General features: G+C 45.7%; 23 protein-coding genes, 4 tRNA genes and 1 pseudogene. 15 read left to right on the top strand and 13 right to left on the bottom strand.

Going from position 1 to position 23,391, the window contains the following annotated elements:
- The first annotated feature begins 25 nt into the window (after positions 1-25).
- The 7 genes from carA to MKY86_RS22295 all read left to right on the top strand — a co-directional run bounded on the left by carA (position 26) and on the right by MKY86_RS22295 (position 7,084).
- Positions 26-1,207: a glutamine-hydrolyzing carbamoyl-phosphate synthase small subunit gene (gene carA, locus MKY86_RS22325; RefSeq protein ID WP_051477942.1), complete on the top strand. Its 1,182-nt coding sequence runs from the start codon at positions 26-28 to the stop codon at positions 1,205-1,207.
- A gap of 1 nt (position 1,208) precedes the next feature.
- A complete protein-coding gene (gene carB / locus MKY86_RS22320) occupies positions 1,209-4,430 on the top strand; it encodes a carbamoyl-phosphate synthase large subunit (RefSeq protein WP_076076022.1) in 3,222 nt (1,073 codons plus the stop codon).
- Between the two features lie 188 nt (positions 4,431-4,618).
- On the top strand, positions 4,619-5,335 hold the full coding sequence (gene pyrF / locus MKY86_RS22315; RefSeq protein ID WP_076076363.1) for an orotidine-5'-phosphate decarboxylase: 717 nt from the start codon (positions 4,619-4,621) through the stop codon (positions 5,333-5,335).
- The gene (gene pyrE / locus MKY86_RS22310) at positions 5,332-5,973 is read left to right on the top strand and encodes an orotate phosphoribosyltransferase (protein ID WP_076076025.1); all 642 of its coding nucleotides are present in this window, start codon (positions 5,332-5,334) and stop codon (positions 5,971-5,973) included. The genes pyrF and pyrE overlap by 4 nt, the downstream gene beginning before the upstream one ends.
- Positions 5,974-6,637: 664 nt before the next feature.
- The gene (locus tag MKY86_RS22305) at positions 6,638-6,802 is read left to right on the top strand and encodes a hypothetical protein (protein WP_019909365.1); all 165 of its coding nucleotides are present in this window, start codon (positions 6,638-6,640) and stop codon (positions 6,800-6,802) included.
- An 85-nt stretch (positions 6,803-6,887) separates the two neighbouring features.
- Positions 6,888-6,961: transfer RNA gene (locus MKY86_RS22300), tRNA-Met, on the top strand.
- 49 nt (positions 6,962-7,010) lie between these two features.
- Positions 7,011-7,084: transfer RNA gene (locus tag MKY86_RS22295), tRNA-Ile, on the top strand.
- Between the two features lie 399 nt (positions 7,085-7,483).
- On the opposite strand, the gene MKY86_RS22290 is transcribed toward MKY86_RS22295, so the two are convergent.
- From MKY86_RS22290 to MKY86_RS34200, 6 genes and pseudogenes are all read right to left on the bottom strand, one after another.
- Positions 7,484-7,966, bottom strand: a complete 483-nt coding sequence (locus tag MKY86_RS22290; protein WP_076076027.1) for a hypothetical protein — start codon at positions 7,964-7,966, stop codon at positions 7,484-7,486.
- A 65-nt stretch (positions 7,967-8,031) separates the two neighbouring features.
- The gene (locus MKY86_RS22285; RefSeq protein ID WP_143803585.1) at positions 8,032-8,325 is read right to left on the bottom strand and encodes a hypothetical protein; all 294 of its coding nucleotides are present in this window, start codon (positions 8,323-8,325) and stop codon (positions 8,032-8,034) included.
- Positions 8,326-8,473: 148 nt separating this feature from the next.
- Entirely contained in the window at positions 8,474-8,686 is a 213-nt protein-coding gene (locus tag MKY86_RS22280) for a hypothetical protein (protein ID WP_076076029.1), read from the bottom strand.
- On the bottom strand, positions 8,679-9,017 hold the full coding sequence (locus tag MKY86_RS22275) for a hypothetical protein (protein WP_076076032.1): 339 nt from the start codon (positions 9,015-9,017) through the stop codon (positions 8,679-8,681). Before MKY86_RS22275 ends, MKY86_RS22280 begins: the two co-directional genes overlap by 8 nt.
- 282 nt (positions 9,018-9,299) lie before the next feature.
- Positions 9,300-9,437, bottom strand: coding sequence for a hypothetical protein (locus MKY86_RS22270; RefSeq protein ID WP_340827518.1), 138 nt, complete (start codon positions 9,435-9,437; stop codon positions 9,300-9,302).
- A 782-nt stretch (positions 9,438-10,219) separates the two neighbouring features.
- A pseudogene (locus MKY86_RS34200) lies at positions 10,220-10,456 on the bottom strand (IS1380 family transposase); the annotation flags it as partial.
- A gap of 353 nt (positions 10,457-10,809) precedes the next feature.
- Here MKY86_RS34200 and MKY86_RS22265 point away from each other — a divergent pair.
- From MKY86_RS22265 to MKY86_RS22245, 5 genes are all read left to right on the top strand, one after another.
- Positions 10,810-11,715, top strand: a complete 906-nt coding sequence (locus MKY86_RS22265; RefSeq protein ID WP_076076033.1) for an HNH endonuclease signature motif containing protein — start codon at positions 10,810-10,812, stop codon at positions 11,713-11,715.
- A complete protein-coding gene (locus MKY86_RS22260; RefSeq protein WP_076076036.1) occupies positions 11,712-12,644 on the top strand; it encodes a WG repeat-containing protein in 933 nt (310 codons plus the stop codon). Before MKY86_RS22265 ends, MKY86_RS22260 begins: the two co-directional genes overlap by 4 nt.
- Positions 12,645-12,702: 58 nt before the next feature.
- Positions 12,703-16,509 carry a S8 family serine peptidase gene (locus tag MKY86_RS22255; protein ID WP_076076039.1) on the top strand — a complete coding sequence of 1,269 codons (3,807 nt, stop codon included), beginning with the start codon at positions 12,703-12,705 and terminating at the stop codon, positions 16,507-16,509.
- A gap of 565 nt (positions 16,510-17,074) precedes the next feature.
- Positions 17,075-17,140 (top strand) — tRNA-Met (locus tag MKY86_RS22250).
- A gap of 345 nt (positions 17,141-17,485) precedes the next feature.
- Positions 17,486-17,562, top strand: a tRNA-Thr gene (locus tag MKY86_RS22245).
- Positions 17,563-17,756: 194 nt separating this feature from the next.
- Here the strand turns inward: MKY86_RS22245 and MKY86_RS22240 are convergent.
- Positions 17,757-18,281 carry a hypothetical protein gene (locus MKY86_RS22240; protein WP_076076044.1) on the bottom strand — a complete coding sequence of 175 codons (525 nt, stop codon included), beginning with the start codon at positions 18,279-18,281 and terminating at the stop codon, positions 17,757-17,759.
- A 308-nt stretch (positions 18,282-18,589) separates the two neighbouring features.
- Positions 18,590-18,790, bottom strand: a complete 201-nt coding sequence (locus MKY86_RS22235; protein ID WP_076076047.1) for a DUF6199 family natural product biosynthesis protein — start codon at positions 18,788-18,790, stop codon at positions 18,590-18,592.
- A 647-nt stretch (positions 18,791-19,437) separates the two neighbouring features.
- Here MKY86_RS22235 and MKY86_RS22230 point away from each other — a divergent pair.
- Both MKY86_RS22230 and MKY86_RS22225 read left to right on the top strand, forming a co-directional pair.
- On the top strand, positions 19,438-20,169 hold the full coding sequence (locus MKY86_RS22230) for a collagen-like protein (RefSeq protein WP_340827514.1): 732 nt from the start codon (positions 19,438-19,440) through the stop codon (positions 20,167-20,169).
- Between the two features lie 192 nt (positions 20,170-20,361).
- Positions 20,362-21,165 (top strand): undecaprenyl-diphosphate phosphatase, encoded by an 804-nt coding sequence (locus tag MKY86_RS22225; protein WP_076076054.1) that lies wholly within the window; start codon positions 20,362-20,364, stop codon positions 21,163-21,165.
- A gap of 10 nt (positions 21,166-21,175) precedes the next feature.
- Here the strand turns inward: MKY86_RS22225 and MKY86_RS22220 are convergent, their stop codons facing one another.
- The 3 genes from MKY86_RS22220 to MKY86_RS22210 form a co-directional block, all read right to left on the bottom strand.
- Positions 21,176-21,340 carry a hypothetical protein gene (locus tag MKY86_RS22220; RefSeq protein WP_155991360.1) on the bottom strand — a complete coding sequence of 55 codons (165 nt, stop codon included), beginning with the start codon at positions 21,338-21,340 and terminating at the stop codon, positions 21,176-21,178.
- A 92-nt stretch (positions 21,341-21,432) separates the two neighbouring features.
- The gene (locus MKY86_RS22215) at positions 21,433-21,975 is read right to left on the bottom strand and encodes an ImmA/IrrE family metallo-endopeptidase (RefSeq protein ID WP_036724201.1); all 543 of its coding nucleotides are present in this window, start codon (positions 21,973-21,975) and stop codon (positions 21,433-21,435) included.
- 143 nt (positions 21,976-22,118) lie between these two features.
- Positions 22,119-22,295 (bottom strand): YjfB family protein, encoded by a 177-nt coding sequence (locus tag MKY86_RS22210; RefSeq protein ID WP_076076056.1) that lies wholly within the window; start codon positions 22,293-22,295, stop codon positions 22,119-22,121.
- Positions 22,296-22,464: 169 nt separating this feature from the next.
- On the opposite strand from MKY86_RS22210, the gene MKY86_RS22205 reads away from it, so the two are divergent.
- A complete protein-coding gene (locus tag MKY86_RS22205; protein ID WP_155991357.1) occupies positions 22,465-22,620 on the top strand; it encodes a hypothetical protein in 156 nt (51 codons plus the stop codon).
- A gap of 47 nt (positions 22,621-22,667) precedes the next feature.
- On the opposite strand, the gene MKY86_RS22200 is transcribed toward MKY86_RS22205, so the two are convergent.
- Entirely contained in the window at positions 22,668-22,856 is a 189-nt protein-coding gene (locus tag MKY86_RS22200; protein ID WP_036724199.1) for a hypothetical protein, read from the bottom strand.
- Positions 22,857-22,942: 86 nt separating this feature from the next.
- Entirely contained in the window at positions 22,943-23,383 is a 441-nt protein-coding gene (locus MKY86_RS22195; protein ID WP_036724196.1) for a NucA/NucB deoxyribonuclease domain-containing protein, read from the bottom strand.
- Positions 23,384-23,391: the final 8 nt, after the last annotated feature.

Raw genomic sequence — 23,391 nt, 5'->3', positions numbered from 1 at the left:
ACAGAAACAAGAAGGAGTGGAAGGCATGCAGGCGAGATTGCTGCTTCAGGACGGAACACTGTTTACAGGCACCGCATTTGGCGCGGAAGGCGAGAAGACGGGCGAGGTTGTTTTTAACACAGGAATTACAGGCTATCAGGAGGTACTATCGGACCCTTCGTACTGTGGGCAGATCGTCACCATGACGTATCCGCTGATCGGGAATTACGGTATTACCCGTGATGACTTCGAGTCCGTTCGCCCTTTTGTACACGGCTTTGTGGTGCGGCGTCACGAATCCGTACCCAGCAACTGGCGTGCTGAATACAGTGTAGACGATCTGCTGAAGGAATATGACATTCCCGGCATCAGCGAGATTGATACCCGTATGCTTACCCGCATTATCCGCCACTATGGCACCATGAAGGCAATCCTCACCACTTCGAACAAGCGTGTGGAAGAATTGATGGAGATGATGGGTGACACGACCATTGAAGAGCTGCGCAATCAGGTTGCACGTACCTCAACTACAGCAGCCTACAGCAGCCCGGGCACCAAAGAACGCATCGTGCTGGTCGATTACGGCGCAAAGACCGGTATTCTGCGCGAGCTGAACAACCGCGGCTGTGATGTGGTGGTTGTCCCTCATGATGTCACCGCAGACGAGATCCGCCGCCTGAACCCTGACGGCATTCAGCTCTCGAATGGCCCTGGAGACCCGAAGGATGTGCCTTATGCGGTACAGACAATCTCCGAGCTGCTCGGCGAATACCCGATCTTCGGCATTTGCCTGGGACACCAGCTGTTCGCCCTGGCCTGCGGCGCCGACACTGAGAAGCTCAAGTTCGGCCATCGCGGCGGGAACCATCCGGTGAAAGAGCTGGAGAGCGGACGCTGCTTCATCACCTCCCAGAATCATGGGTACACAGTGAATGAGGAATCCATTGCCAGCACAGACCTGGAAGTTACCCATATCAATAACAATGACAAGACCGTTGAAGGACTGAAGCATACCCGTTACCCCGCTTTTTCGGTGCAGTACCATCCGGAAGCGGCGCCGGGACCGCTTGACAGCAGTTATCTGTTCGACCGCTTCCTGCAGCTGATCGCAGACCACAAGGCACAGCGGCCGGCCGGATCGCGTCAGGCGCAGCTTGCAGCGAATGCCAGAATCACGGCACCGAAATCATCCGCACCCCAGCTTGAAGCCGTGAAAGGAGCTCTATAACATGCCTAAGAACAACAAACTCAAAAAAATTCTGGTTATCGGCTCCGGCCCGATCGTTATTGGTCAAGCTGCCGAATTCGACTATGCAGGCACTCAGGCCTGCCAGGCCCTTAAAGAAGAGGGCGTCGAGGTCGTGCTGATCAACAGCAACCCGGCGACGATTATGACCGATACCAATATGGCTGACAAAGTATACATCGAGCCGATTACGCTGGAATTCGTGACTGGAATTATCCGTCAGGAGCGTCCGGACGGACTGCTGCCGACACTCGGCGGACAGACCGGCCTGAACATGGCTGTAGAGCTGGCCCGTGCCGGAGTCCTAGAGCAAGAGAAAGTGAAGCTGCTGGGTACACAGCTTGAATCCATCGAGAAAGCGGAGGACCGCGATTTGTTCCGCGAGCTGATGCGCGAGCTGGATCAGCCGGTGCCGGAAAGTGCGATTATTACCAGTGTGGAAGAAGCTCTGGGCTTCGCCGCAGGAATCGGCTATCCGCTGATCGTTCGTCCTGCCTACACGCTGGGCGGAACAGGGGGCGGAATCTGCGACAACGAAGAAGAGCTGCGTGAGACCGTCAAGGCCGGTATCCGTTACAGCCCGATCGGCCAGTGTCTGGTCGAGAAGAGCATCGCCGGCATGAAGGAAGTCGAATATGAGGTTATGCGTGATGCGAACGACAACTGTATCGTGGTCTGCAACATGGAGAACTTTGATCCGGTGGGCGTACATACGGGCGACAGTATCGTAGTGGCCCCGAGCCAGACGCTGTCTGACCGTGAATATCAGATGCTGCGGAGTGCTTCCCTGAAGATTATCCGCGCGCTGAATATTGAAGGCGGCTGTAACGTCCAGTTCGCCCTGGACCCGCAGAGCTACCAGTATTATGTGATCGAAGTGAATCCGCGTGTCAGCCGCTCCTCGGCGCTGGCGTCGAAGGCGACCGGCTATCCGATTGCCAAGATGGCCGCGAAGATCGCACTCGGCTACACACTGGACGAAATCGTCAATCCGGTGACCGGACAGACCTACGCCTGCTTCGAGCCTACACTGGACTATATCGTCAGCAAAATCCCGCGCTGGCCGTTCGACAAGTTCATCTCGGCGAACCGCAAGCTGGGTACACAGATGAAGGCGACCGGTGAAGTGATGGCGATCGGCCGTACCTTTGAAGAGTCGATTCACAAGGCCATCCGCTCGCTGGAGATCGGTGTCCACCGTTTCCGCTTGCCGGGAGCGGAGCTGCTTGAAGAGAGTGTGCTGCGCTATAGACTTGCCAAGCCGGATGATGAGCGCCTGTTCCTGATCGCGGAAGCCTTCCGCCGCGGCTATGAGCTGCAGGAGATTCAGGATATTACGAATGTGGACTGGTGGTTCCTCTCCAAGATCGAAGGGCTCGTGAGCTTCGAGGACGAGATCCGTGCCGAAGAGACATTGTCTGCTGACATACTGTATCAGGCCAAGCGTAAAGGCTTCACAGACCGGGCGATTGCCGAGATCCGTGCCGAAGGCCGTCCAGGTGGGGCATTCACCAAGGAGGCGGAAGTGCGTGTGCTGCGTCTGCAGCAAGGACTGGTTCCGGTCTTCAAAATGGTCGATACCTGCGCCGCAGAATTTGAGGCTTCAACGCCATACTATTACTCTACCTATGAGACCGAGAATGAGGTCATTCATTCCGATAAGCAGAAGGTCATTGTACTCGGCTCCGGTCCGATCCGTATCGGCCAGGGAATTGAGTTCGACTACTCCACGGTACATGCGGTATGGGCCATACAGAAGGCTGGCTACGAAGCTGTAATTATCAATAACAATCCAGAGACCGTATCGACGGATTTCAATACCTCGGACCGCCTGTACTTTGAGCCGCTGTTCTTCGAGGATGTCATGAACGTGATTGCCCAGGAGAATCCGATCGGAGTCATCGTACAGTTCGGCGGACAGACCGCGATTAACCTGGCTGCACCGCTTGCTGCTGCGGGCGTGAACATTCTGGGTACCAGCCTTGAGAGCATCGATGAAGCCGAGAACCGCAAGAAATTTGAAGCCCTGCTCGCCCGTCTGGATATCGCACAACCTAAAGGCAAGACCGTAATCAATATTGATGAGGCTGTCGAAACCGCGCAATCCCTCGGTTATCCGGTGCTGGTTCGTCCATCGTATGTCCTGGGCGGACGCGCCATGGAGATTGTCTACAACGACACAGAACTGCTAAGCTATATGGTTGAAGCGGTAAAAGTGAATCCGGAGCATCCGGTGCTGATCGACCGCTATATGCTGGGTAAGGAAGTGGAAGTGGACGCCATCTGCGACGGAGAGACGGTTGTCATTCCGGGCATCATGGAGCATGTGGAACGCGCAGGGGTTCACTCCGGCGACTCCATCGCTGTCTACCCGCCGCAATATCTGGATGAAGGTCTGAAGCAGAAGATTGCCGAGATCACCATCAAGATTGCCAAGGAGCTCAAGACCATCGGGCTGGTGAACATCCAGTTCGTCATTTATCAAAATGAAGTGTATGTCATTGAGGTCAACCCGCGCTCCTCGCGTACGGTTCCGTTCCTGAGCAAGGTGACCGGTATTCCGATGGCGAACCTGGCGACCAAGATCATTCTCGGCGGCAAGCTGAAGGAAGACGGGTACACTGAAGGCCTGTGGCCGGAGAGCGATTATGTGTCGGTCAAAGTGCCGGTGTTCTCTTTTGCCAAGCTGCGCAGAGTCGAGCCTACGCTCGGACCGGAGATGAAATCCACCGGTGAGGTCATGGGCCGCGATAAGCTGTATGCCAAGGCGCTCTATAAGGGTCTGATCGGCGCAGGTATGAAGATCCCGGCTACCGGGGCAATCATTGTAACTGTAGCCGACAAAGACAAGGCTGAAGCGGTTGAGCTGATGAAGGGCTTCCATGCCATGGGCTACAAAATCATCGCCACCGGCGGTACGGCAGCTGCGCTGGAGCAGGCCGGGCTGAACGTGATGAACGTTAACAAGCTGGATGAAGGCGAGCCGACCATCCTGGATCTGATCCGCGGCGGTCAAGCGAACTTCGTCTTCAATACACTGACCAAGGGCAAAACGCCTGAGCGTGACGGATTCCGCATCCGCCGTGAAGCGGTAGAGAACGGCGTCGTATGTATGACCTCGCTCGATACGGTAACGGCGCTGCTGAGAATGCTGCAGACGATTAACTTCTCGTCCCAGTCGATGCCTGCTTTTGTCGGACAATAAGATAGAGGGTGAGGCAGCTGTAAGAGGCTGCTACAGGAACGGTTTGCGTTAGCGCAGACCGTTCACCTATGCCCGGGACCTGGAATGTTGCCAGATAACAATGAGAGAGGGTTGACTTTGTGGAGCAGACTTCAGCAGCACAGCAGCATGAACATGAGAACATCGGACAGGTAGAGAAGCGTAATGAAATGGCCGGACGCCTGATGGTCGCCTTGGATTATCCGAATGCAGACCAGGCGCGGGCGCTGATCGAACAGCTCGAAGGTATTCCCTGTTATATAAAGGTGGGAATGCAGCTGTTCTATGCAGCCGGACCTGATTTCATCCGGGAACTGAAGGAGCGCGGATATTCGGTATTCCTCGATGTTAAAATGCATGATATCCCCAACACCGTAAAGGGCGGGGCAGAAAGCTTGACTCTGCTTGGCGTTGATATGTTCAACGTACATGCCGCCGGAGGAGCTGCCATGATGGCTGCTGCCGTGGAAGGAGCGGCCCAGGCGGTCAGCCTGAAGCCCTCGTTGCACATGCCGCTGATCATTGCAGTAACCCAGCTTACCAGCACCAGTCAGGAAGTGATGAACCGCGAAATCGGCATAGCCGGATCAGTGACGGATGCGGTGGTGCGTTATGCCAAGCTTGCCGCAGAAGCTGGCCTGCATGGAGTCGTAGCATCCCCGCAGGAATCCCTGGTGATTGCCGAAGCCTGCGGACCGGAGTTCCGCACGGTTACCCCGGGCATCCGGCCCGCCGGGTCGTCCCTGGACGACCAGTCCCGGGTCATGACTCCCGGACAGGCTATCCGCCAAGGCAGCCACTACCTGGTAGTAGGCCGGCCGATTACAGCAGCGGCAGATCCGCGAGCTGCAGCACTGAATATTATTGAGGAGATGAGCCAAGCATGAGCATATTAGAGAATCGAAGTGAACAGGTCGCCAGTCATCTGCTGGAGATCGGAGCGGTAGCCCTGCGCCCGCAGGAGCCGTTCACCTGGACCTCCGGCATCAAATCGCCGATCTACTGCGATAACCGTCTGACTATGGCCTTTCCGGCTGTCCGCAACTACATTGCGGAGGCCTTCGCAGAGCTGATCAGAACCAGCTATCCGGACGCCGAGGTGATTGCCGGGACAGCAACCGCCGGTATCCCGCACGCGGCCTGGGTGGCCGATAAGCTCGGCCTGCCGATGGCTTATATCCGCGATAAGGCCAAGGGCCACGGCAAGCAGAACCAGATCGAAGGACTGATCACGCCCGGCCAGAAGGTCATCGTCATCGAGGACCTGATCTCCACCGGCGGCAGCTCCATCAAGGCCGCGCAAGCCGTACAAGAAGCAGGCGGCCTCCCGCTGGCCGTGCTGGCCATCTTCAGCTACGAGCTGGACCGTGCCGTAGAAGCCTTCGCCGCTGCGGAGCTTCCGCTCCAGAGCCTCTCCAACTACAGCACGCTCATCAATGTTGCGCTGGCTCAAGGCAAGATTGCTGAGAGCGATGTAGCGCTGCTGCAATCCTGGCGCCAGGACCCTGCGGCTTTCGGTGTGTAGAGCTTAGGAAAAGACGCGGAGGATTGAGAGGGCACGTAGAGAATACGTTGAGCTCAGAGCTTAGAGCTTAGAGGATGCCTAGAGGATGCGTAGAGAATGCCTAGAGAATGCCTAGAGAATGCCTAGAGAATGCCTAGAAGAAGCTTTGTCCCCCTTTGCCGGGGGCTGGGCTTTTTTTTATTGCTTATATTTAGTTTTGGGCTTGGCGTAGAGCGTGCGCTCATACTCCAGCCAGCTTATAGGCTGGCTAACTTGTAGGCTACTGAACAAACAAGTGGAAGCTCCCCCTCTAAGGAAAGAAGTGGAAAAACAGCATCTATTCAATGGCTTAGCACACATCTGGAGACTATAGTTGGAAATAATGCACTTGTTTAAACCCGAATTGGATAGTAACACATATACCGCCAGAATTAGATGACCTAAATCCACTTATTTCCTTTGAAGAGGCGATTTCCGCCCAAGCAAGTGTGTAAAATCCAACTGTTTCTCCCTCAATAGCTCATTATCTCACAGCTCCATGCCGGAGTTTCTCAAACAGTCACCTAAGCATAAGGGCAGAAATTGCCATCCACTCCGCCAACCAATCCTCTAATTTTCTTGCAAAACTGGGCATGATAAATAGCACCGGGACATATATTATTGCGATGAAGGAGAAGAGGGTATCATGAATTGGATCTATTTTGCCAAGTTGTTCAGGACCAGATTTCAAGCGGGCTGCCTTGCCAAAAGACTGGAGCAGGACGGCTGGATCTATGGGTATCATGATCCGCGTTTTGTCGAAATATACCGTTCGCGCAAGGGGCGTTATGGTGTGCGTTTTCTGCCTTAGCCATAAAATCCAAAATCATCCTTGACTTTATCCATGGCTATATTGTATATTATCTATTGTCGCTGTTTAAATAATTATTAACTGACGCGGGGTGGAGCAGCCCGGTAGCTCGTCGGGCTCATAACCCGAAGGCCGCAGGTTCAAATCCTGCCCCCGCAATTACCTTATTACACCGGACAGCACTTGTATAATACGGATATCCTAGTCCGGGCCCTTAGCTCAGTTGGTTAGAGCGGTCGGCTCATAACCGATTGGTCACAGGTTCGAGTCCTGTAGGGCCCACTTCACTTAATCCCCTTGCCTAGCAAGGGGGTTTTTACTATGCATAGGCTGCTGTATTCCATGTTAACAAATACCCGGCGGGTTTATTTTATAGCGTTTGCAAAATCCTGATTTGTGAAACATGATTGTGAAAAAACATAGAATTTCTGTAAACGGCTGCGGCCTTTCTAATCAATTTCTCTGTACTGTAGCCCAAGGATAAGGAACTGCGTTTTCCATGACGCGGGAAGTGATGCGAACTGAGAGGGTCTGCAGCTGACGCTTGAGGGATTAATAAAGAGAGAGCTAAAGTATCCAAATGAACAAAGCCACATAACAATACCCCAGGATAATCTCCTGGAGTTAATTTCTAAGAATATTTACTCCTTAAGGCAGTGTGAACACTCATACACTGTGAATTTAATTCTTTTCTTTATTTAAAGATAAGTCAAATGATGCAGTAATATGGTTTAAGCGGGAATCAGAAGGTACCGCCGTTATCTCGACCGTTAAGCTTAGCGGATCGGGCAGAGCATCATTGCTAACGTTCTCTATGCCTGTCAGGTAATAATGCTTATCGCCTAAACTTAATAATCCCCCGCCAGATGTATTTGAATCTGTTATATTTTTCTCATCATTATAGAACTTGCAGATTATATTATAATCCTTGATAATAGCAATTCCATTTACTTCGTAACCAACCTTAATTTCATTTTCAGCATAATTGGCATTTCGTAAGGCAAAAGTTACGCCTTCCACTATCTTCGTTTGAACTTCAATATTTGGTTCAGGCATAGATGCTTCTTCAGGATTGTTTGTCCACCAGAAATAACGTACAGCCAGAAATCCTACAAAGAGCATACCTACAACCAGAACAAGTAAGCTTATTCTTTTATGTTTCATTATATCTCCTCTCAAAAAAAGATTAGAACATACAAAAAACTCGTATGTTCTAATCTTAGCATAAATTATAAACCGAAAGAGAAGTATGGAGATGGATTTTCAGTTACATAAGTACTCGCTGATGAAATAGTTAACGCTCCACCTAATGGCCAAGCTATTGCAGGCGCTACAGAAAGTGATGAAACTTTATGCTTATAGTATCCATTTATCCCAACTGCTGTATCGTTAGCATTCCCTTTTTGTGCATGGTAACTCATATAGCCTCTAAAGTTATATGCTGCAAAATTTAGAGAGGAGGTGGGAAGTTCAAAGGTTATTGCTGTGCCGCCAGGATCAGCAACTGTATTTTCACGAGGCATAGACAGCCCAGTAAACGTTTGCCCGCTACTAACTGCATCATAAGCAGCTGTGAATATAACATTGCTCTGATTTCCAGACTGTACTAACTGCGGACCATGTCCTAGTGCTAAGATATCAACTCCTTTTTGAGAGGGAATTATTACCTATTCAAATTCGTAGGTTAAGTTGATAATCATTAGTCCCCACTTTAAAAGCTTGCATAGTATATTTCATATAGCCATCGTCAGTAACATAATCTACGCTTGAATTTTGAATGCTGACTTCTTGTTGTTCTATAATTCTTAACTTTGGCAGAGTTTGTTTTTCATTTTGTGCTACATTATATTCTGCAACTTCCTGGTAAAATTCATCTTTAGTCAAAATGTACTACTTTTTCTGTACCTTCTATAGGTGTAATCGTCGGAGTCCATCCTTGAGTCAACGTCTGACCATTTTCTTGTACATCCACGTTTACTGTTTGCTTAACATAGTGCGTGGTTTGTTCTACTAATGCGCTATTTATATACCTTTCAACTTCTTCTTTCGTTAGCAAATCATCTATTTCTTTTTGTGTCCAGCCGGAATTAAGTAGGACAGTATTACCTTCGGTTTTAGAAATACTAGCTTCATCTGCTGATGCAACCATGCTAATAGAAAATAGTAGAATGCTTGTCAATGTTAATGTTAGGGCCTTGTATATAATTTTTCTCAATATAAAATCTCCCTTCGAATTGTGTTTTTTTGCTTTGCCTCCTCCACGCAAATGTTACCAATAATAAGTAAAAATGTCATAATGACGGTGATACATCTATTATCGCTCCTTTATACATTATTATAGAACATATACCATTATATTCTATTTAGTACTTCTAGATCCTCCATATATTAATATGAGATCTAAAAATATAAAATGAATTACATATCAACAAAACCCCAGGATGTTGCTCTGAGGTTAATTTTTTATTTGCAGCCTTCATTTTACCCTGGGGACTGATTAGTCTTCAAAAAGTATATCCATCAAATTATCAAAATCTTTAAACGGCAATATCGATCTAAGAATATCCTCAGTTTGGCCATTAAACTCAATAACAGCATCCTTACCTTCGAAACGGTCTACAATTCCTTTCCTCATTTAACTGCCCCCTAGTAGTAAAGATTATCAGCCCTAATTATGTTCATATGAAATAATTTAAAAGGTCACATTGGTCACATATTTGGTCACGAACTCTCTATAATCCAATTTATCTTATAGTCTCGAAACCCAATTAAAACAACGATTCACTAATTCAGTTTAAGGCGTTTAACCCTTTCCTCTATCAGTTGGTTAGAGCGGTCGGCTCATAACCGATTGGTCAGGTTTGAGCCCTGTAGGGCCCACTTCACTTAAACTCTTACCTTTGTAAGGTTTTTTTTCGTCGCCTCACAGTCGCATCATCTAGGTGGTTCAAATCCACCCGGGAACTTTCCCCTTTAAAGTGTCGTAGCCGCAGCAGACATCCGGTAACTGTTGTTCACCGGATGGGCAGGGTGTCTTTCGTGAGAAAGAATCTGAAGGGGCCTGCAGGCAAAGTCCAGCCCGGAATGCAGTGAACCAGAGGTGGCGGCGCTGCTTGGGTGACCCGCCGCAAAAACGGGGAAACCTATACGAAATCGTATATCTTACAGGAAGACATTCAAAGGGAAATGACCTGCAAGACTCATCGACGTGATTAAGGTCAGGATTGATGGAACAGAAGGTGCAGATAACTGAGGGAAGTCTCGTAGTCTCCTTGACGTAAACACGGAGGCGGTATAACCGAAAGGGAAAGCCAATGCGAAGGATTGCGAGATGGCGGATCGTTTCGTAGTAGTGAGTAAATTCGGGCCAATGAAAGCTGGTAACAATCTGAAGGAGAGAATACTTATGCCATCTGTAAAATGAAATAACCGCTCACAACCAAGAACCCAGCCGATAATGAGATAGAGCAATATGTGGTGCATGGAGAACATAACAGCGCATTGCGGGCTTTGCCTCGGGATACGGTTTGCAGGACATGGCGTAGTTTGATTTTTATGGAGATATTCGAGGAGGATCTTGCTTCCTCCGATGCTTGTCGACTGAGCCGAGGAAAATTAAGTCTTGATTTTATGGATGGGTGTGTTAGATTTCACCTAAAAGGTGCTCCTCTCTTTGGGTGATTTAGTTTTCGCGGACACCATTCTACCTACCAAAGATTTGAGCCTTTTTTGTGTTTTATAGAAGATTACCTTCTAAATTCAGGTTAAAAGAATATATGAGAATATAATTTTCATTTTATACAAAAATCGACATATTACAACAAAATAACACCGTATGCAAAAATATATAATTGTCGTATTATATCAGAATAATTCAATAAAAATATTAGCTCTATTGGAGGAGGGAAGGTGATTATTATATAGAATGACATGAAATATAGTTGCGGTTTATTGTTAGAGCTATAAAGCAATGATTGAAAATTTACATAATAAAGGAAGTGCTATTCTTGTTCAAGAAATTATATGTGCTTTTTTTCACTATGTTTTTTGTTATTTCAGTATCGTCAAGTAATACTTACGTCTTTGCGGATGATGTAACTACTATATCTGATGGAGATATAATATCGACTTTCACTTTAAAAGATACAACAGATTACAATAAGATAAAGGGATTTGCGGAACAGGGAATTAAAATTGAAGAAGAATATGTAACAGTAGTATTATTAGCTCATCCCAACCCAGGGAAGAAGTCAATGAATGTTGGAGTGGCTATATCATCCTACTCGTCAGTGCCAAAGACCCTACGTGTGAAAATTATTCCTAAAAGAAGCACGACGGTTAATGGACCGTATAATCCCGTGCAAACAATTGAATTAAGTCCACCTAAAATGTTAGCTGTTGCAGATACAAAGAAAATGAAGCTAGATAAAACATGGTTTTGGAAATTTGATATTGAAGTTCAATATAGTTTTAAAGGTGGATATAGCCGTACTGAGAATAATAGTTCTAATAATTTTAAATTAGTTAACCGAATGGGAAGGGAGTACCCCCAAATTGCATACCCGCAAAATCCGAATGCAATGATTCCAATGCCTAACAGTACTGTCATTCCAAAAGTCTCTACTGCCGCTGCTGAAGCAGTGAGAAAAAACTTTGACAATTCAGTAAGAAGTCAGTATAGAAGTAATTGGGCAGCTAACTATAATAATGGTGAAGCACCGAATGTAGCTGGAGCATTCTATGGTGGGGCTTATAAAAATGGGGGGAATGATTGGGAAGGTTGGGAAATACACCATATCTTGCCAATAGAGTTTGGCGGTACGAATGTTTATAGTAATTTTGTGCCTTTACCAAAGCAGTTACATAAGCAATATACAACTTGGTTTGCAGGATATGATGGGGTGAACAAATGACTAGTTCCAATAAATACATCAATCTTGATGGAGAATTAATGCACGAGGGTGATTATTCATCTATTGATGGCTTCGTAGAAGATAGGGCTGTAGTGGTAACAACAAACGGATTAACACATATTACTTTTGATTTTTTATGCCCATATCCTAAATATAAATGGTTGTCAAACTATTCCTATGGGTGGGCTATATTTCAAGACTTTAATGGTATCGGAGGTTTTGTGAATCAGAGCCATGACAAATATATTCACTTGGATTATGAGCAAGTCACGCAGTTTTCGGGCGAGGGGTTAGCAACATTCTCACAAAAAGGTCTATACGGTATCGTAAAATCCAATGGAGAAATAATTGGTTTACCCCAGTTTTCTCGAATAGATGGATTCTCAGAAGGCGTAGCAGCTGTTGAAATCAATTCAAAGCTCGGATACATAAATACAGAAGGGATCATTTGTATACCTCCGGAGTGGACCATGGCTATGTTTTTTAGTGAAGGGCTTGCTTCTGTAGCAAACGAGGATTACCAATGGGGATGCATTGATCATAAAGGGCATGTAGTAATTCCAGCAAATTATTCTTTTTTAGGGACTCACAAAGAGGGAAGGATATGCTTTAAAAAAGGTAGGAAATACGGGTTTCTTAACAGTGAGGGAACGGTTGTTATTCCTGCATTATATGATGAAGCCACTGAATTTTCAAATGGATTTGCTTCAGTGAAAATAAAAAATAAATGGGGCATTATCAACTATGAGGGCAAGTATTTAGTTGAACCGCAGTTGGATAGCGCTAGATCCTTTCGAAATGGCTACAGTTTAATTCGAAAGAATGGTGTATTGAGTTTAATTGATGTTAATGGTTTAATTCAGTCATATCCAGAATATGTATGGATGAGCCATCCATACAAAGGTGTAATAGCTGTTACTGCAAAATAATATATTTAGACTACTGAACGTATAATAATAAACGATTATATTCATTGGAGGATAATTTATGAAGAAGATAATATCTACTCTTCTTGCAATGGTACTAATACTTAACATTGTACCTGTAAGCCCAGCTTTCGGTAGTGATAATGAAAAAAATCGATACATAGTTAAATATAAAGAAGAAACTACAATAACAAATGATGTTTTGAGTGTTAATGATTCTGTTTATTCAATGAAGATGGGGACACTCTTACTTCCAGAATCATTAAATTCTTTATTAGAAAATAGTGAAGCAGACTCTTCCTTAATGGGAGAAGAAGTGGCTGATAATACTTATGTAGTTGAGCTTAACGATAAAGAGCTATTTGATTTATTAAATAAGCAAAATGTTGAACTTATTGAACCAGATTCAACTGTGATGTTGGCAGAAGCAGAAGACGCATTTAACGAAGAAACAAACTGGGGATTAAAGGCAGTTATGGGGGAAGTATCGAATTTAAATACGGCTGCAGGAAAGTCAGTCAAGGTAGCTGTTCTAGACACAGGCATTACTTCAAACGACAAGATTACGGTTGCAGGAGGAGTTTCTTTCATTAATAATTCAGTAAATTTGAATGATGATAATGGTCACGGGACTCAAATCAGTGCAATAATTGCCTCAAGCCATAATGATGGCGTTGTTATTGGACTCGCTCCTGAAACAAGTCTCTACGCAGTCAAAGTTCTAGATTCCAATGGTAATGGTTACTATAGTGATGTAATTAAGGGAATTGATTGGGCAATTGATAATGGAATGAATATTATCTCGATGAGTTTTAGCGGGAATGCGAACAGTGAATTGTTACATGAGGCAATTAAGAAAGCAGAAGCTCATGGAATACTTGTTATTGCTTCCGCAGGAAATAATGGTTATGGTGATGAAACGGAGACCTATCCTGCATTGTTCCCAGAGGTTTTAAGTGTAGGTGCAGTCAATGAACAATTCTACAGAGCAGAGTTTTCTAGTACGGGTAATGAACTTGATTTAGTTGCGCCTGGAACCAATATTATGACCATAGATAGGTATAGTACAATAATCCATAAATCAGGAACTTCCTTGTCTTCCGCATATATTGCAGGTGCTGCATCTGCAATTTGGTCCAATAATCTGGGGTATACAGCAAGCGAAGTGCGAAATATATTAACTTCAACTGCTACCCCATTAGGAAATGCAGATGAATATGGAGCAGGGATAGTTAACCTAAGAAAGGCACTGGGCATATCCAATGAGACTATTTACCCGGAATTTCCAATTCAGGAAGTTCCAATTGGGGACCCTGACCCGCATACTGGTGCTTATGGTGATGTAAGTATTTCATCAATAAAAACGGGAGACGGCCAGAAAATAATGGCCGGGGGAACCGTTTCCGTATCTGCACAGCTTTCCGCTGACAAAGCTTCTATATCAGTTGGCGTATTCGCACCAGACGGTGTAACTAAAGTAGCATCTAGTTCTTTTACAAACAAAAGAGCTGGTGAAACTGTAACATTTACTTGGTCTTCTTCTCAAAGCAGTACTATTGGAACATACAAAATTAAGTTTTACTATAATAATACTGATCCAGAAGACTTGTTTGCAATACACGTAAGCCCCTTTGTTGGTGCACCTACTGTCACTAAAGGAACAGTAACAGCGACCAGTGCAGCTATATCATGGACAAGTGTAGCCAATGCCTCTGGCTATAAGATTTCTTATTACAATAAAGAAGAAGTCGTTAGCTCCAGTAAAACTTCGCACACAATTACAGGTCTAAACGCCAATACAAGCTATGTAATTAGTGTACAAGCTTACAATTCTTCTAACTTATATGGAGAATCTGGAAAAGTTGAGGCTGTGACTTTGAAGAATGTCACACCTAACGTACCTGTTATTACTGGGGCAACTAATTCAGGTACTAGCATAAAGTTAGACTGGAGTTCTGTAGACACACCAATTAGTTATGATATCTACCTGGATAATGTCTTTAAAACGAACGTGAGAAATGTTAATGCCTACACATTTAATAGTCTGCAACTTGACCGGACTTATGTTCTAGGTGTAGCGGCCAGAAATGAAGTAGGGGCAAGCAATATTGCATCTCGCTCTGTCTTTCTAAATGACAGCATTGACACTGCGACAACTATTACATCCTCAAAAAGTGCTAATATTGATTCAGCAGTCGATGTAGATTATTTCAAGTTTATCCCCACTATAAGTGGAGTCTATTATTTTGAAAGTACGAGTACCTTGGATTTAGATGCAGAGCTTTACAATGCCAATTATGAAATTGTCGGCTCAGGTACCGATTTAAGCGAATCTAATATGAATTTCTACTTTGGTGTAGAACTTGTAGCAAAACAAACTTACTACCTAAAAGTTAGCTCGGTGGGAAGTGCAACTGGAAGCTATAGTGTAAGTGTATCACCTCAAACAGATGATTATAGTGGAAATAATAATGTTATTACAGTAGGAACAATCTCAGGAGAAATTAATTATCCTGAAGATACAGATACTTTTAAATTCACTCCAACAAAAAGCGGGATTTATAGTTTTTCTACTGGCGGGACGCTTGATACTGAAGGTGTGTTGTATAACTCTAGTTTTGTGGAACTGGCTAGTAATGATGATGAAGTGTTTGAATCGGCGCAAGGCTTTAATATTGATTATAATTTGACAGTAGGACAAACGTATTATCTTACTGTCGGAAGCGTAAGTCTTGAAAGAGGAAGTTATAGCTTAACTGTAGTAACTGGTCCTAAGCCATTAAGCACTCCATTAATTACTAAAATTGAAGCACAGGAGAATAACATCTTTATTGAGTGGAAGACGAGTCCAGTTAATCAAGTAAGTGGTTATAAAATATTCAGAGATGGAATAGAAGTAGGTAACACAAATTATACAAGCTATTATGATACAAATTTGAAGGAAAACTACACCTACAGTTATTCTGTTCAGGCCTACACAAATGCCAGTTATTCCAGTAAGAGCGCGACATCTACTGTAATGACAAGCTTTATTATTCCTGTGCCCAAAGAACCGATTATTACTCTGAGTGATTCCGGTTGGTCAAAGCAAGATGTTACCTTCACAATTATGAAAGGCGAGGCAGTAGAATATGACCGACTTTATTATAAAATTGGTGAGGGGACTAACTGGACACTATATACTGGAGGAAATAAAATAGTCAGTAGTGAAGGAAGTTATAATATTTATGCTAAAACATTGAATGTTTATGATTCGGCAAGTTATGCTCAAGCGCTAGTGCGAATCGATAAGACACCTCCTAGTGTACCTTTTAACTTAGCTACTAATTTTGCAAGTTCTACTCAAGCAACGTTAACATGGAGTGGAAGTGATAATATTGGGGTTTCATATTATATGATTTATCAAGTTGAATCCGGAGTTAGAAAATTATTAGCTACAACAACTAATACTACAGCCACTGTCACGATTCCTGTAAGTGCATCTGCTGTAGTTGTTGAAGCACATGATTTTGCTGAGAACACTTCTGAAGTGACTACAGTTCTTCCAGATAGAGAACCCCCCTCTAATCCGCAAATATTCAACGTTACTTGGTTGAATTTCAATGAGTCTTCATTTGAAGTATATGCTACTGATAATGTTGGGGTAGTTAAATATGAAATAGAGGTTAGTGCATTTAGTGGTTTAAACAAGAGTACTTATAGACAAACATCTGCTAATAGATTTGTCCTTAAAAATACAGCGAGCAAGCCCGCTGAAGGAATTAAGACTTATGTTTATGTAACAGCAATTGATGCCGCAGGAAATAGATCAAACCGTGTTCAATTTATTATTAATGTTGGAGGAAATGGTAAGGGTTCTTTAAGCTAATATTCTTGCTGGTTCCGTAATGGGTATGTTTAATCTAAACCCTGAAATGGTTGAAGCTGGATCAGAATGAACATCAAGCGAGTGGATCTAATAATTAATGCATCAATGGGGCTAGAACTAAGGATTAAATAGTCTAGAAGTATAGATTTAGAACTGAAGTATAATTTAATAATATTGGCCTAAAGTAAGATGTTAAATCCCACGTTAAAAACGCATTAAACTTAAAACCCAATCCTAGAAAGGATTGGGTTTTAATATTTAAGCTATAATTGTTTATTGACATTGATCTTAATGATTTGTAGAGGCTGTGTATATTAGTCCTTTTTGCTGCTAGTTGGTATGTATCTTTGATAAAAGAGATAATAAAAAATATAACCTAGAGGTCACTGTATTAAATTCTAAAATAATGCTATGAAAATTGTAGTGTTTACTTGGAATTTCACATGCTATAATTGCTAACGAATTTGTAAACGAACTAATCAAATCATAGTTAAATTCATAACTACAAATAAAAATGGAATAAGGATACTGTTAACTGAATTACATACAATTTAACCTTTCCCCAAGCTCAGTTGGTTAGAGCGGTCGGCTCATAACCGATTGGTCGCAGGTTCGAGTCCTGTAGGGCCCACTTCACTCAAACCCTTACTTTGTAAGGGTTTTTTGCTGTATGTAGGCAGATTAATTGAGGATGATAAATAGCCCGGTAACCTGGTAAAAAGGCAGATGGTCACATTTTGGTCACGGCGCTATTTCATCGCCGGAATTCTTGCTCAATTTCATTTTGGAATCGATCAGATCAGCAGCATCTCTCTGCATACCAGGGAGCAGGTGAGGGTATCGATCCAGATAGATCTGGACGCTGCTGGGTCCAAGACGCTCGGCGGCTCAAGTTGCCTTAAAATTTGATATTTCGAATTACATTTGACTAACTAATCCGTAAGCTTTTGCTAAAGTCAGAATTACAGTCAATATAGTATCCGTAAAGGTACACTGAATCTATGCTGGGTCGCACTCGTAATGCGTGGGCCGGGGGTTCAATTCCCTTCACCAGCATCCGTACTAACTCTATAGTGGCAAGGCTTCCCGGTTTTTTTATGGGAAAGAGTGAACGTCTACCATTCTTCTTACCTTTAATCGGATAAAGTGATGTTCTTGCTCCAAAACGTCAGATAAGCTGACCAAGGTGTAGTCATTGATCAGCTTGTCTGCTCGGCTATTATCCGTTAAGGAATCGATTGGAAGGGTTACTCAGTCCGTTTTCCGTACTTTTTCGCCCAGTAGTCAAGCCATTGTGAATAATCCATTCCCTTAATCTCCTTCAGCGTCTTTCCATCTATTGAATACTCTCCGCCTGCCATGACGAGATTTTTAATTTTACTTACTGGACCGGAAATTCCGCCTATGACCTCACTGTCTACAAGCATTACTATTACAGAAATAGTGTAATCATCTGGGCTATACAACTGTTCCAGTGGATGATCCCTTACAGTGAATTGATAAGAGACGATTTCTTTCCCGAAGAAGGCATCAGGCTCTTCCTCCTGAACTGCCCAGAGCTGCATATAATCCGGAGTTTCAAGCCTTTCCTGCTCCAAGGTATATTTTGCCGCCTCTCCTTCATGGACAATAATCGTGTAACCAAGAGCTTGAAGATAATCGGCGGCAATTTGTTCGTCGGTCTTTTCCTCAGCAGAATCTTCCTTGTTGCATCCAACCATTGCTAACAGCACAAGGAATGGAAGAAGAAATAACAATCTTTTTCGTTTCATTAATTCCAGCCTGCTCTCATCGTAATGTGACGGAGGCCCTTTTTCTTTGAGTCGCTATGACTATGAGAGGAACAGCAAAGATAAGAGATAATCCGAATAGAAGGATAGGCAAAAACAAAGATGTATGATTGTCAGCAGAAGAGACATTTTGGCCCCCGCCGACCAAAATTGCTCCGTCATTTGAATTGCGGTTCGAGTTATTGAAGGAACTCTCCGACTGGCTAACAACACTCATGATCTCTGTAGGACTTCAGGAGTGGTTGGCAGGGAAGCGCCAGCAGCTCCTGTTTTATTGTTAACTTACATCCCTAACCAAACATAGAAGGCAAAAAGAACAAGAAAAAGATTATAAGTACAATAACGCTGCTTATTCTGCTCATCATGAGATAAGCCTCACTTGGTTCAGAATCGCCCTTGACCATCCAGCCGTAGCGCATATGCCAGCCCATGGCCGGGAAAAAGATATTCAGGATTGCAATCAGTACAAATAGAATAGCAAAGACAACCATTTTTACCAGCTCCTTTATCAGTTTTACGTGAATTGAGCATCTGAAGTTGCACAGCATTTATAGCATCAGCTTAATTGATGCAGCATGAGTTTGAAGGAGAATAACAAAAAAACAGACCCGAATTAGAAATTCGGGTCTGACAGGGAAGTATCAGTTGTCCAATCCTAAAATACGAAAAATAATAAAATTTGGTGTGGGACATTGTGATGTATTCAAGGGCGTAACTACTATAGGTAACGCCCGTTTTTTTGGAATTAGGTTGCTGACTAGTAAAAACTAGTTGTTCGTCCATTTCCAAACTGGAGGGGATGCGTACACTACACTATCTTATTAGGGAGGTGTCCGTATTGAGTTGTCCAGACGATAAAAAATGTCATCCTAAAAAAATCGTCACCCTCGTTCCTTCAAAAAGAAAAAGAAAAGAACATCGGAAAGTTGTTAAAAAAGTGATTAAAAAGGTGGTTAAAGTAACCTGTCCACCGCCTGAAGTCAATGTCACTACTCCTACCGTCATTGGTCCCACAGGGCCCCAAGGAGCGCAGGGCTCCCCGGGTATACCGGGAATCCCGGGGGCAAGAGGTCCCCAGGGAACAGCAGGTCCTTCGGGACCTGCCGGCGGGCCTCCAGGGCCCCAAGGCCCCCAAGGTGTGCCCGGGCCACCTGGAGCGATAGGCCCCCAGGGAGCAGCGGGGCCCGTTGGCCCGCAAGGGGCGCAGGGACTTCCGGGAGCACAGGGCCTCATAGGTCCCCAGGGCCCGCAGGGTGAACCTGGTCCGGCGGGAGCGATTGGGCCACAAGGCATTGCCGGGGCTACTGGTCCGGCAGGAGCGGCAGGAGCGGCAGGGCCGGCTGGAGCAACAGGAGCCACTGGGCCGGCCGGAGCCGCAGGAGCCGTAGGAGCTGCAGGAGCGACCGGGGCAACAGGAGCAACCGGGGCAACAGGAACGGCGGGAGGGGTATTAGGATTTGCTGATTTCTTTGCGCTGATGCCTCCTGATAATGCAGCAACGGTAGCGCCGGGCACAGATGTAAGCTTTCCACAAGATGGCCCTACCAGCGGGACAACGATTGCCCGTACCGGACCGAGTTCTTTTAATTTAGCGGCTATTGGGACGTATCAGGTGCTGTTTCAGGTTAGCGTGGACGAAGCCGGACAACTAATCTTGACTTTAAATGGTGCAGATCTCGCTTATACCGTAGTTGGGCGGGCAACAGGTACCTCGCAAATCGTAGAAATGGCGATCGTGCAAACAACGGTCATTAACAGTATTCTAACCGTTCGCAATCCTGCCGGAAATGCCGCTGCACTTACGATTACTCCTCTTGCGGGAGGAACAAGACCCGTTTCAGCACATCTTGTTATTACACAATTAGCATAGCGGCTATTTTACGAATAGAGCATAATGAAATTTTGCCACCAGTAGCTTGGTGGCTTTTTTGTGATCACAATAAACCACATGACATTTATGTCACACCAACTCCCATATTGTTAGCTCATTCGATGGGGAATTCCATCTTAGCCTCTTATACTGGAAATATATTGATTCACTTCCGAAAGGGGCTATTCACCAGTGACTGAAGCTATCAAAGCAATTATATTAGGGATTATTGAGGGGTTGACTGAATTTTTGCCGGTCTCGTCTACCGGGCACCTTATCCTGGCAGGGGATCTGCTGAAGTTCGAGGGGGAGGCTGCGGTTACCTTCAAAATCGTGATCCAGCTAGGTGCGGTAATGGCCGTGTTGCTGCTGTATTGGAAGAAGTATTTGAACATTGGCGTGAATATGCTTAAGATGGATTTCGCCAAGAGTAAGGGATTGAATGCAATTCATATGATCCTGGCCATGGTACCAGCGTTAATCATCTATCTACTATTCAAAGACACGATCAAGAGCCAGCTATTCGGCCCCAAGCCGGTCCTCATTGGTCTGATTGCCGGTGGTCTCTTGATGATCTTCGCTGCACGCAGCAGGAGATCCGTAACGTCAGAGACGGTAGACGGTCTTAATTATACGCAAGCCTTCGGCATCGGGCTGTTCCAGTGTCTGGCACTGTGGCCCGGGTTCTCTAGATCCGGTTCGACGATCTCAGGCGGTCTGCTGCTGGGAACCAGCCAGAAAGCCGCTGCGGACTTCACCTTCCTGATCTCCGTGCCGGTGATGTTCGGAGCAAGCCTCCTGGACCTGTATGACAGCAGGGATCTACTCAATTCAGATACGCTGACCCTGATGCTAATCGGGTTCGTGACGTCCTTCCTCGTAGCCATGATTGCAGTAGTCACGTTCATCAAGCTGATCAAGCGGCTCCGCCTGGAGTGGTTCGCGCTGTACCGGTTCGTGTTAGCGGGGCTGTTCTATGTAATTGTTATACTGTAAAATCCTGCTCTCAGCCGTATTCCTTAGGCTCCTGCAGCAGGATGGAGAAGGTCTGGGTAACGTGGTCCACTTCAATCGTCTCGATACCCACAAAATCCGGAATTTCAGGATGAACGGCATCCACGCTATATTCAGGGTGAGTCAGCAATAATTGAATGACTTTCAAGGCTTCCACGTTGATCTTGATCCCCTTTACAGTAGAATCTAACCCTGTTATAGAGGGGAATCTCCGCCCTCCGGGTCTATAGCGTATTATCCCCGCAGCGCTTAGCGAATATGTCTGTGGATGATATTTCTGTCTTCGTTACGTTCCATAACAGCCATTAATTGCCCCTGGAAAATCCGTCTCTGGATCTGGTCGATCCGCTGCAGCGCGAGGGGAACGGGAACCTGGAACGCTACAGCCAGCTCGGCAACGGCATCCTCACGAAGCTCGGGCAGCGTATTCGCGGAGATCATACTATAGGGCATGGAGGCATACAGAATGAACCGGTCGGATTCATCTCTCTGCGCCTGCGTGAACACTCCGGGCATAAGCGTAGACTTGCCGGCATGCCGCAGCAGATGACAGAGCTCGTGGAGGAATTCCAGCCGCTGCAGCTCGGGAGGGAGGCGGTTGTCGATGAACATACTGTACATTCCGGCTGCAGCCTCAATCGCCTTGCTTCTGACATCCAGATAGTGTACCCAGATATTGAGTTGCTTCGCTATGTAATCAATGGAGATATCGGCGGGCTTGCGGACGCCAATGCGCTGGTATAGATCCTCTGTCCATTTCTCCAAAGCGGTCATCTGATAATAGCCTTGCATAATCAATCACCCCATATATAAGATCGTATGTTCGTGTTATTGGCCAAAAGAAAAGCCCTTAAGGGCTAAGCAGCAGTTCAGCGCGTACTCTTCAACGGCTGAAATATGGAACGGGTGTTCCTGTGTATGTAAGCATAAAGGAATTACGCCCGAATATCAAGTGTTTTTCCCAAGGTGGGGTGCGTGGCCTGACTCAGCATCTGAACCATATCCTGGGCGCTGCTCTGCGCCTGCTCCTTGGCAAGGCTCATCACCTGCAGCCCTGCGGCCTGCTGTAAGGATGACTGGCTCATCACTACGGATAATGCAGCAATATCCATCCGGCATTCCTCCCTTCATTTGTTGTTAAGCTATTGCTTCATACTCTATATCGACTACTGGACGCCTGTCCGTTAGGTGAAAGGCATTTCTTTGCCAATTGGCCCATGCAACGGAGCGGAATTCCACATATTCTGTGCTGTATTCAATATTCAAGAGGAGGAATTAATTATGGGAGCAGAGTATGGTTGCGGTTGTGGAAATAACGTAGGTGGAGTGAATCAGGGACCTCCAATCGTTCCGGTAGTAAGCCCTTGGACTTCGACAGGTGCCATTCTGGTTCTGTTCATTCTGCTGGTTATCATCACTAAAGCCTGTTTGTTCTAGAACCGCCTATAGCCAGTGTAGCCCTGTCCGGCCTGTGCCGGATAGGGCTATTTCTTTTTCTTCTTATGAGCACGGACCGTTGGCCCGATCTGGCGTTTGATTCTGCCTGTAGCTGCATCGGTTTCAATGATATAGAGCTCCTTGACTGTTCCTGCAAGCGCGAACCATTCCTGTAAGGCTTCAGCTTCGGACATAGGGCCGTACAGCCGTTTGCCCCGATAACAGATATAGAACACTTCCGGCTCTCCATCTAAGTTATATTATCCCATTTCATTCTACGCTTTATCGCAGTGAAATTGAACAACATCCCCCACAGGCCGGCTTATTTGAAAATAAACTCCACACGCGTACCGTCTGCGAACGCCTCCAGCTGATTGCCGACCCAGCTTCCTGCTCCGCGGTTATCACTGGGTGTTATGTACTCAATATGCGCCCCGGCTCCGCCTTCATCACACATGGCCATCGGCCATTCGTCCCGGTCATAGCCTTTCTTCGTGGGGACTCCCTTCAGAGACGCCTTACGGTTCTCCTCCGCCTCCTTGCGGTTGATCGTGCAGATGGCCGACTCTCCCTTACGGATGGCCTTCTGGATGTGCCTCGCGGTCTCCGGGTAGCGGTCTGCCGGGAACTTCAGCTTCACGATCTCCGAAGGATTCGCAGAAGGGGTCTGCGGCAGCCATTGCCCGTTCTCCTCCAGCAGGTAGGCGGCAAGACTGAGCAGGGCAATAATGATGAGACTGATGATGGACTTTTTGGCTTTCATATCTGCTC

Origin of the sequence: Paenibacillus sp. FSL R7-0333, assembly GCF_038000365.1 — a bacterium.
Taxonomy (GTDB): Bacteria; Bacillota; Bacilli; order Paenibacillales; family Paenibacillaceae; genus Paenibacillus_AQ; species Paenibacillus_AQ silagei.
The sequence above is the reverse complement of the archived record's forward strand: the minus strand, read 5'-3'. Positions and strand labels throughout refer to the sequence as shown.

What these genes read in the sequence shown, in the direction of transcription:
- carA (WP_051477942.1), top strand. Translation starts at nt 26, where the DNA reads ATGCAGGCGAGATTGCTGCTTCAGGACGGAACACTGTTTACAGGCACC.
- carB (WP_076076022.1), top strand. Translation starts at nt 1,209, where the DNA reads ATGCCTAAGAACAACAAACTCAAAAAAATTCTGGTTATCGGCTCCGGC.
- pyrF (WP_076076363.1), top strand. Translation starts at nt 4,619, where the DNA reads ATGGCCGGACGCCTGATGGTCGCCTTGGATTATCCGAATGCAGACCAG.
- pyrE (WP_076076025.1), top strand. Translation starts at nt 5,332, where the DNA reads ATGAGCATATTAGAGAATCGAAGTGAACAGGTCGCCAGTCATCTGCTG.
- MKY86_RS22305 (WP_019909365.1), top strand. Translation starts at nt 6,638, where the DNA reads ATGAATTGGATCTATTTTGCCAAGTTGTTCAGGACCAGATTTCAAGCG.
- MKY86_RS22290 (WP_076076027.1), bottom strand. Translation starts at nt 7,966, where the DNA reads ATGAAACATAAAAGAATAAGCTTACTTGTTCTGGTTGTAGGTATGCTC.
- MKY86_RS22285 (WP_143803585.1), bottom strand. Translation starts at nt 8,325, where the DNA reads ATGCCTCGTGAAAATACAGTTGCTGATCCTGGCGGCACAGCAATAACC.
- MKY86_RS22270 (WP_340827518.1), bottom strand. Translation starts at nt 9,437, where the DNA reads ATGAGGAAAGGAATTGTAGACCGTTTCGAAGGTAAGGATGCTGTTATT.
- MKY86_RS22260 (WP_076076036.1), top strand. Translation starts at nt 11,712, where the DNA reads ATGACTAGTTCCAATAAATACATCAATCTTGATGGAGAATTAATGCAC.
- MKY86_RS22255 (WP_076076039.1), top strand. Translation starts at nt 12,703, where the DNA reads ATGAAGAAGATAATATCTACTCTTCTTGCAATGGTACTAATACTTAAC.
- MKY86_RS22240 (WP_076076044.1), bottom strand. Translation starts at nt 18,281, where the DNA reads ATGAAACGAAAAAGATTGTTATTTCTTCTTCCATTCCTTGTGCTGTTA.
- MKY86_RS22235 (WP_076076047.1), bottom strand. Translation starts at nt 18,790, where the DNA reads ATGGTTGTCTTTGCTATTCTATTTGTACTGATTGCAATCCTGAATATC.
- MKY86_RS22215 (WP_036724201.1), bottom strand. Translation starts at nt 21,975, where the DNA reads ATGCAAGGCTATTATCAGATGACCGCTTTGGAGAAATGGACAGAGGAT.
- MKY86_RS22210 (WP_076076056.1), bottom strand. Translation starts at nt 22,295, where the DNA reads ATGGATATTGCTGCATTATCCGTAGTGATGAGCCAGTCATCCTTACAG.
- MKY86_RS22205 (WP_155991357.1), top strand. Translation starts at nt 22,465, where the DNA reads ATGGGAGCAGAGTATGGTTGCGGTTGTGGAAATAACGTAGGTGGAGTG.
- MKY86_RS22195 (WP_036724196.1), bottom strand. Translation starts at nt 23,383, where the DNA reads ATGAAAGCCAAAAAGTCCATCATCAGTCTCATCATTATTGCCCTGCTC.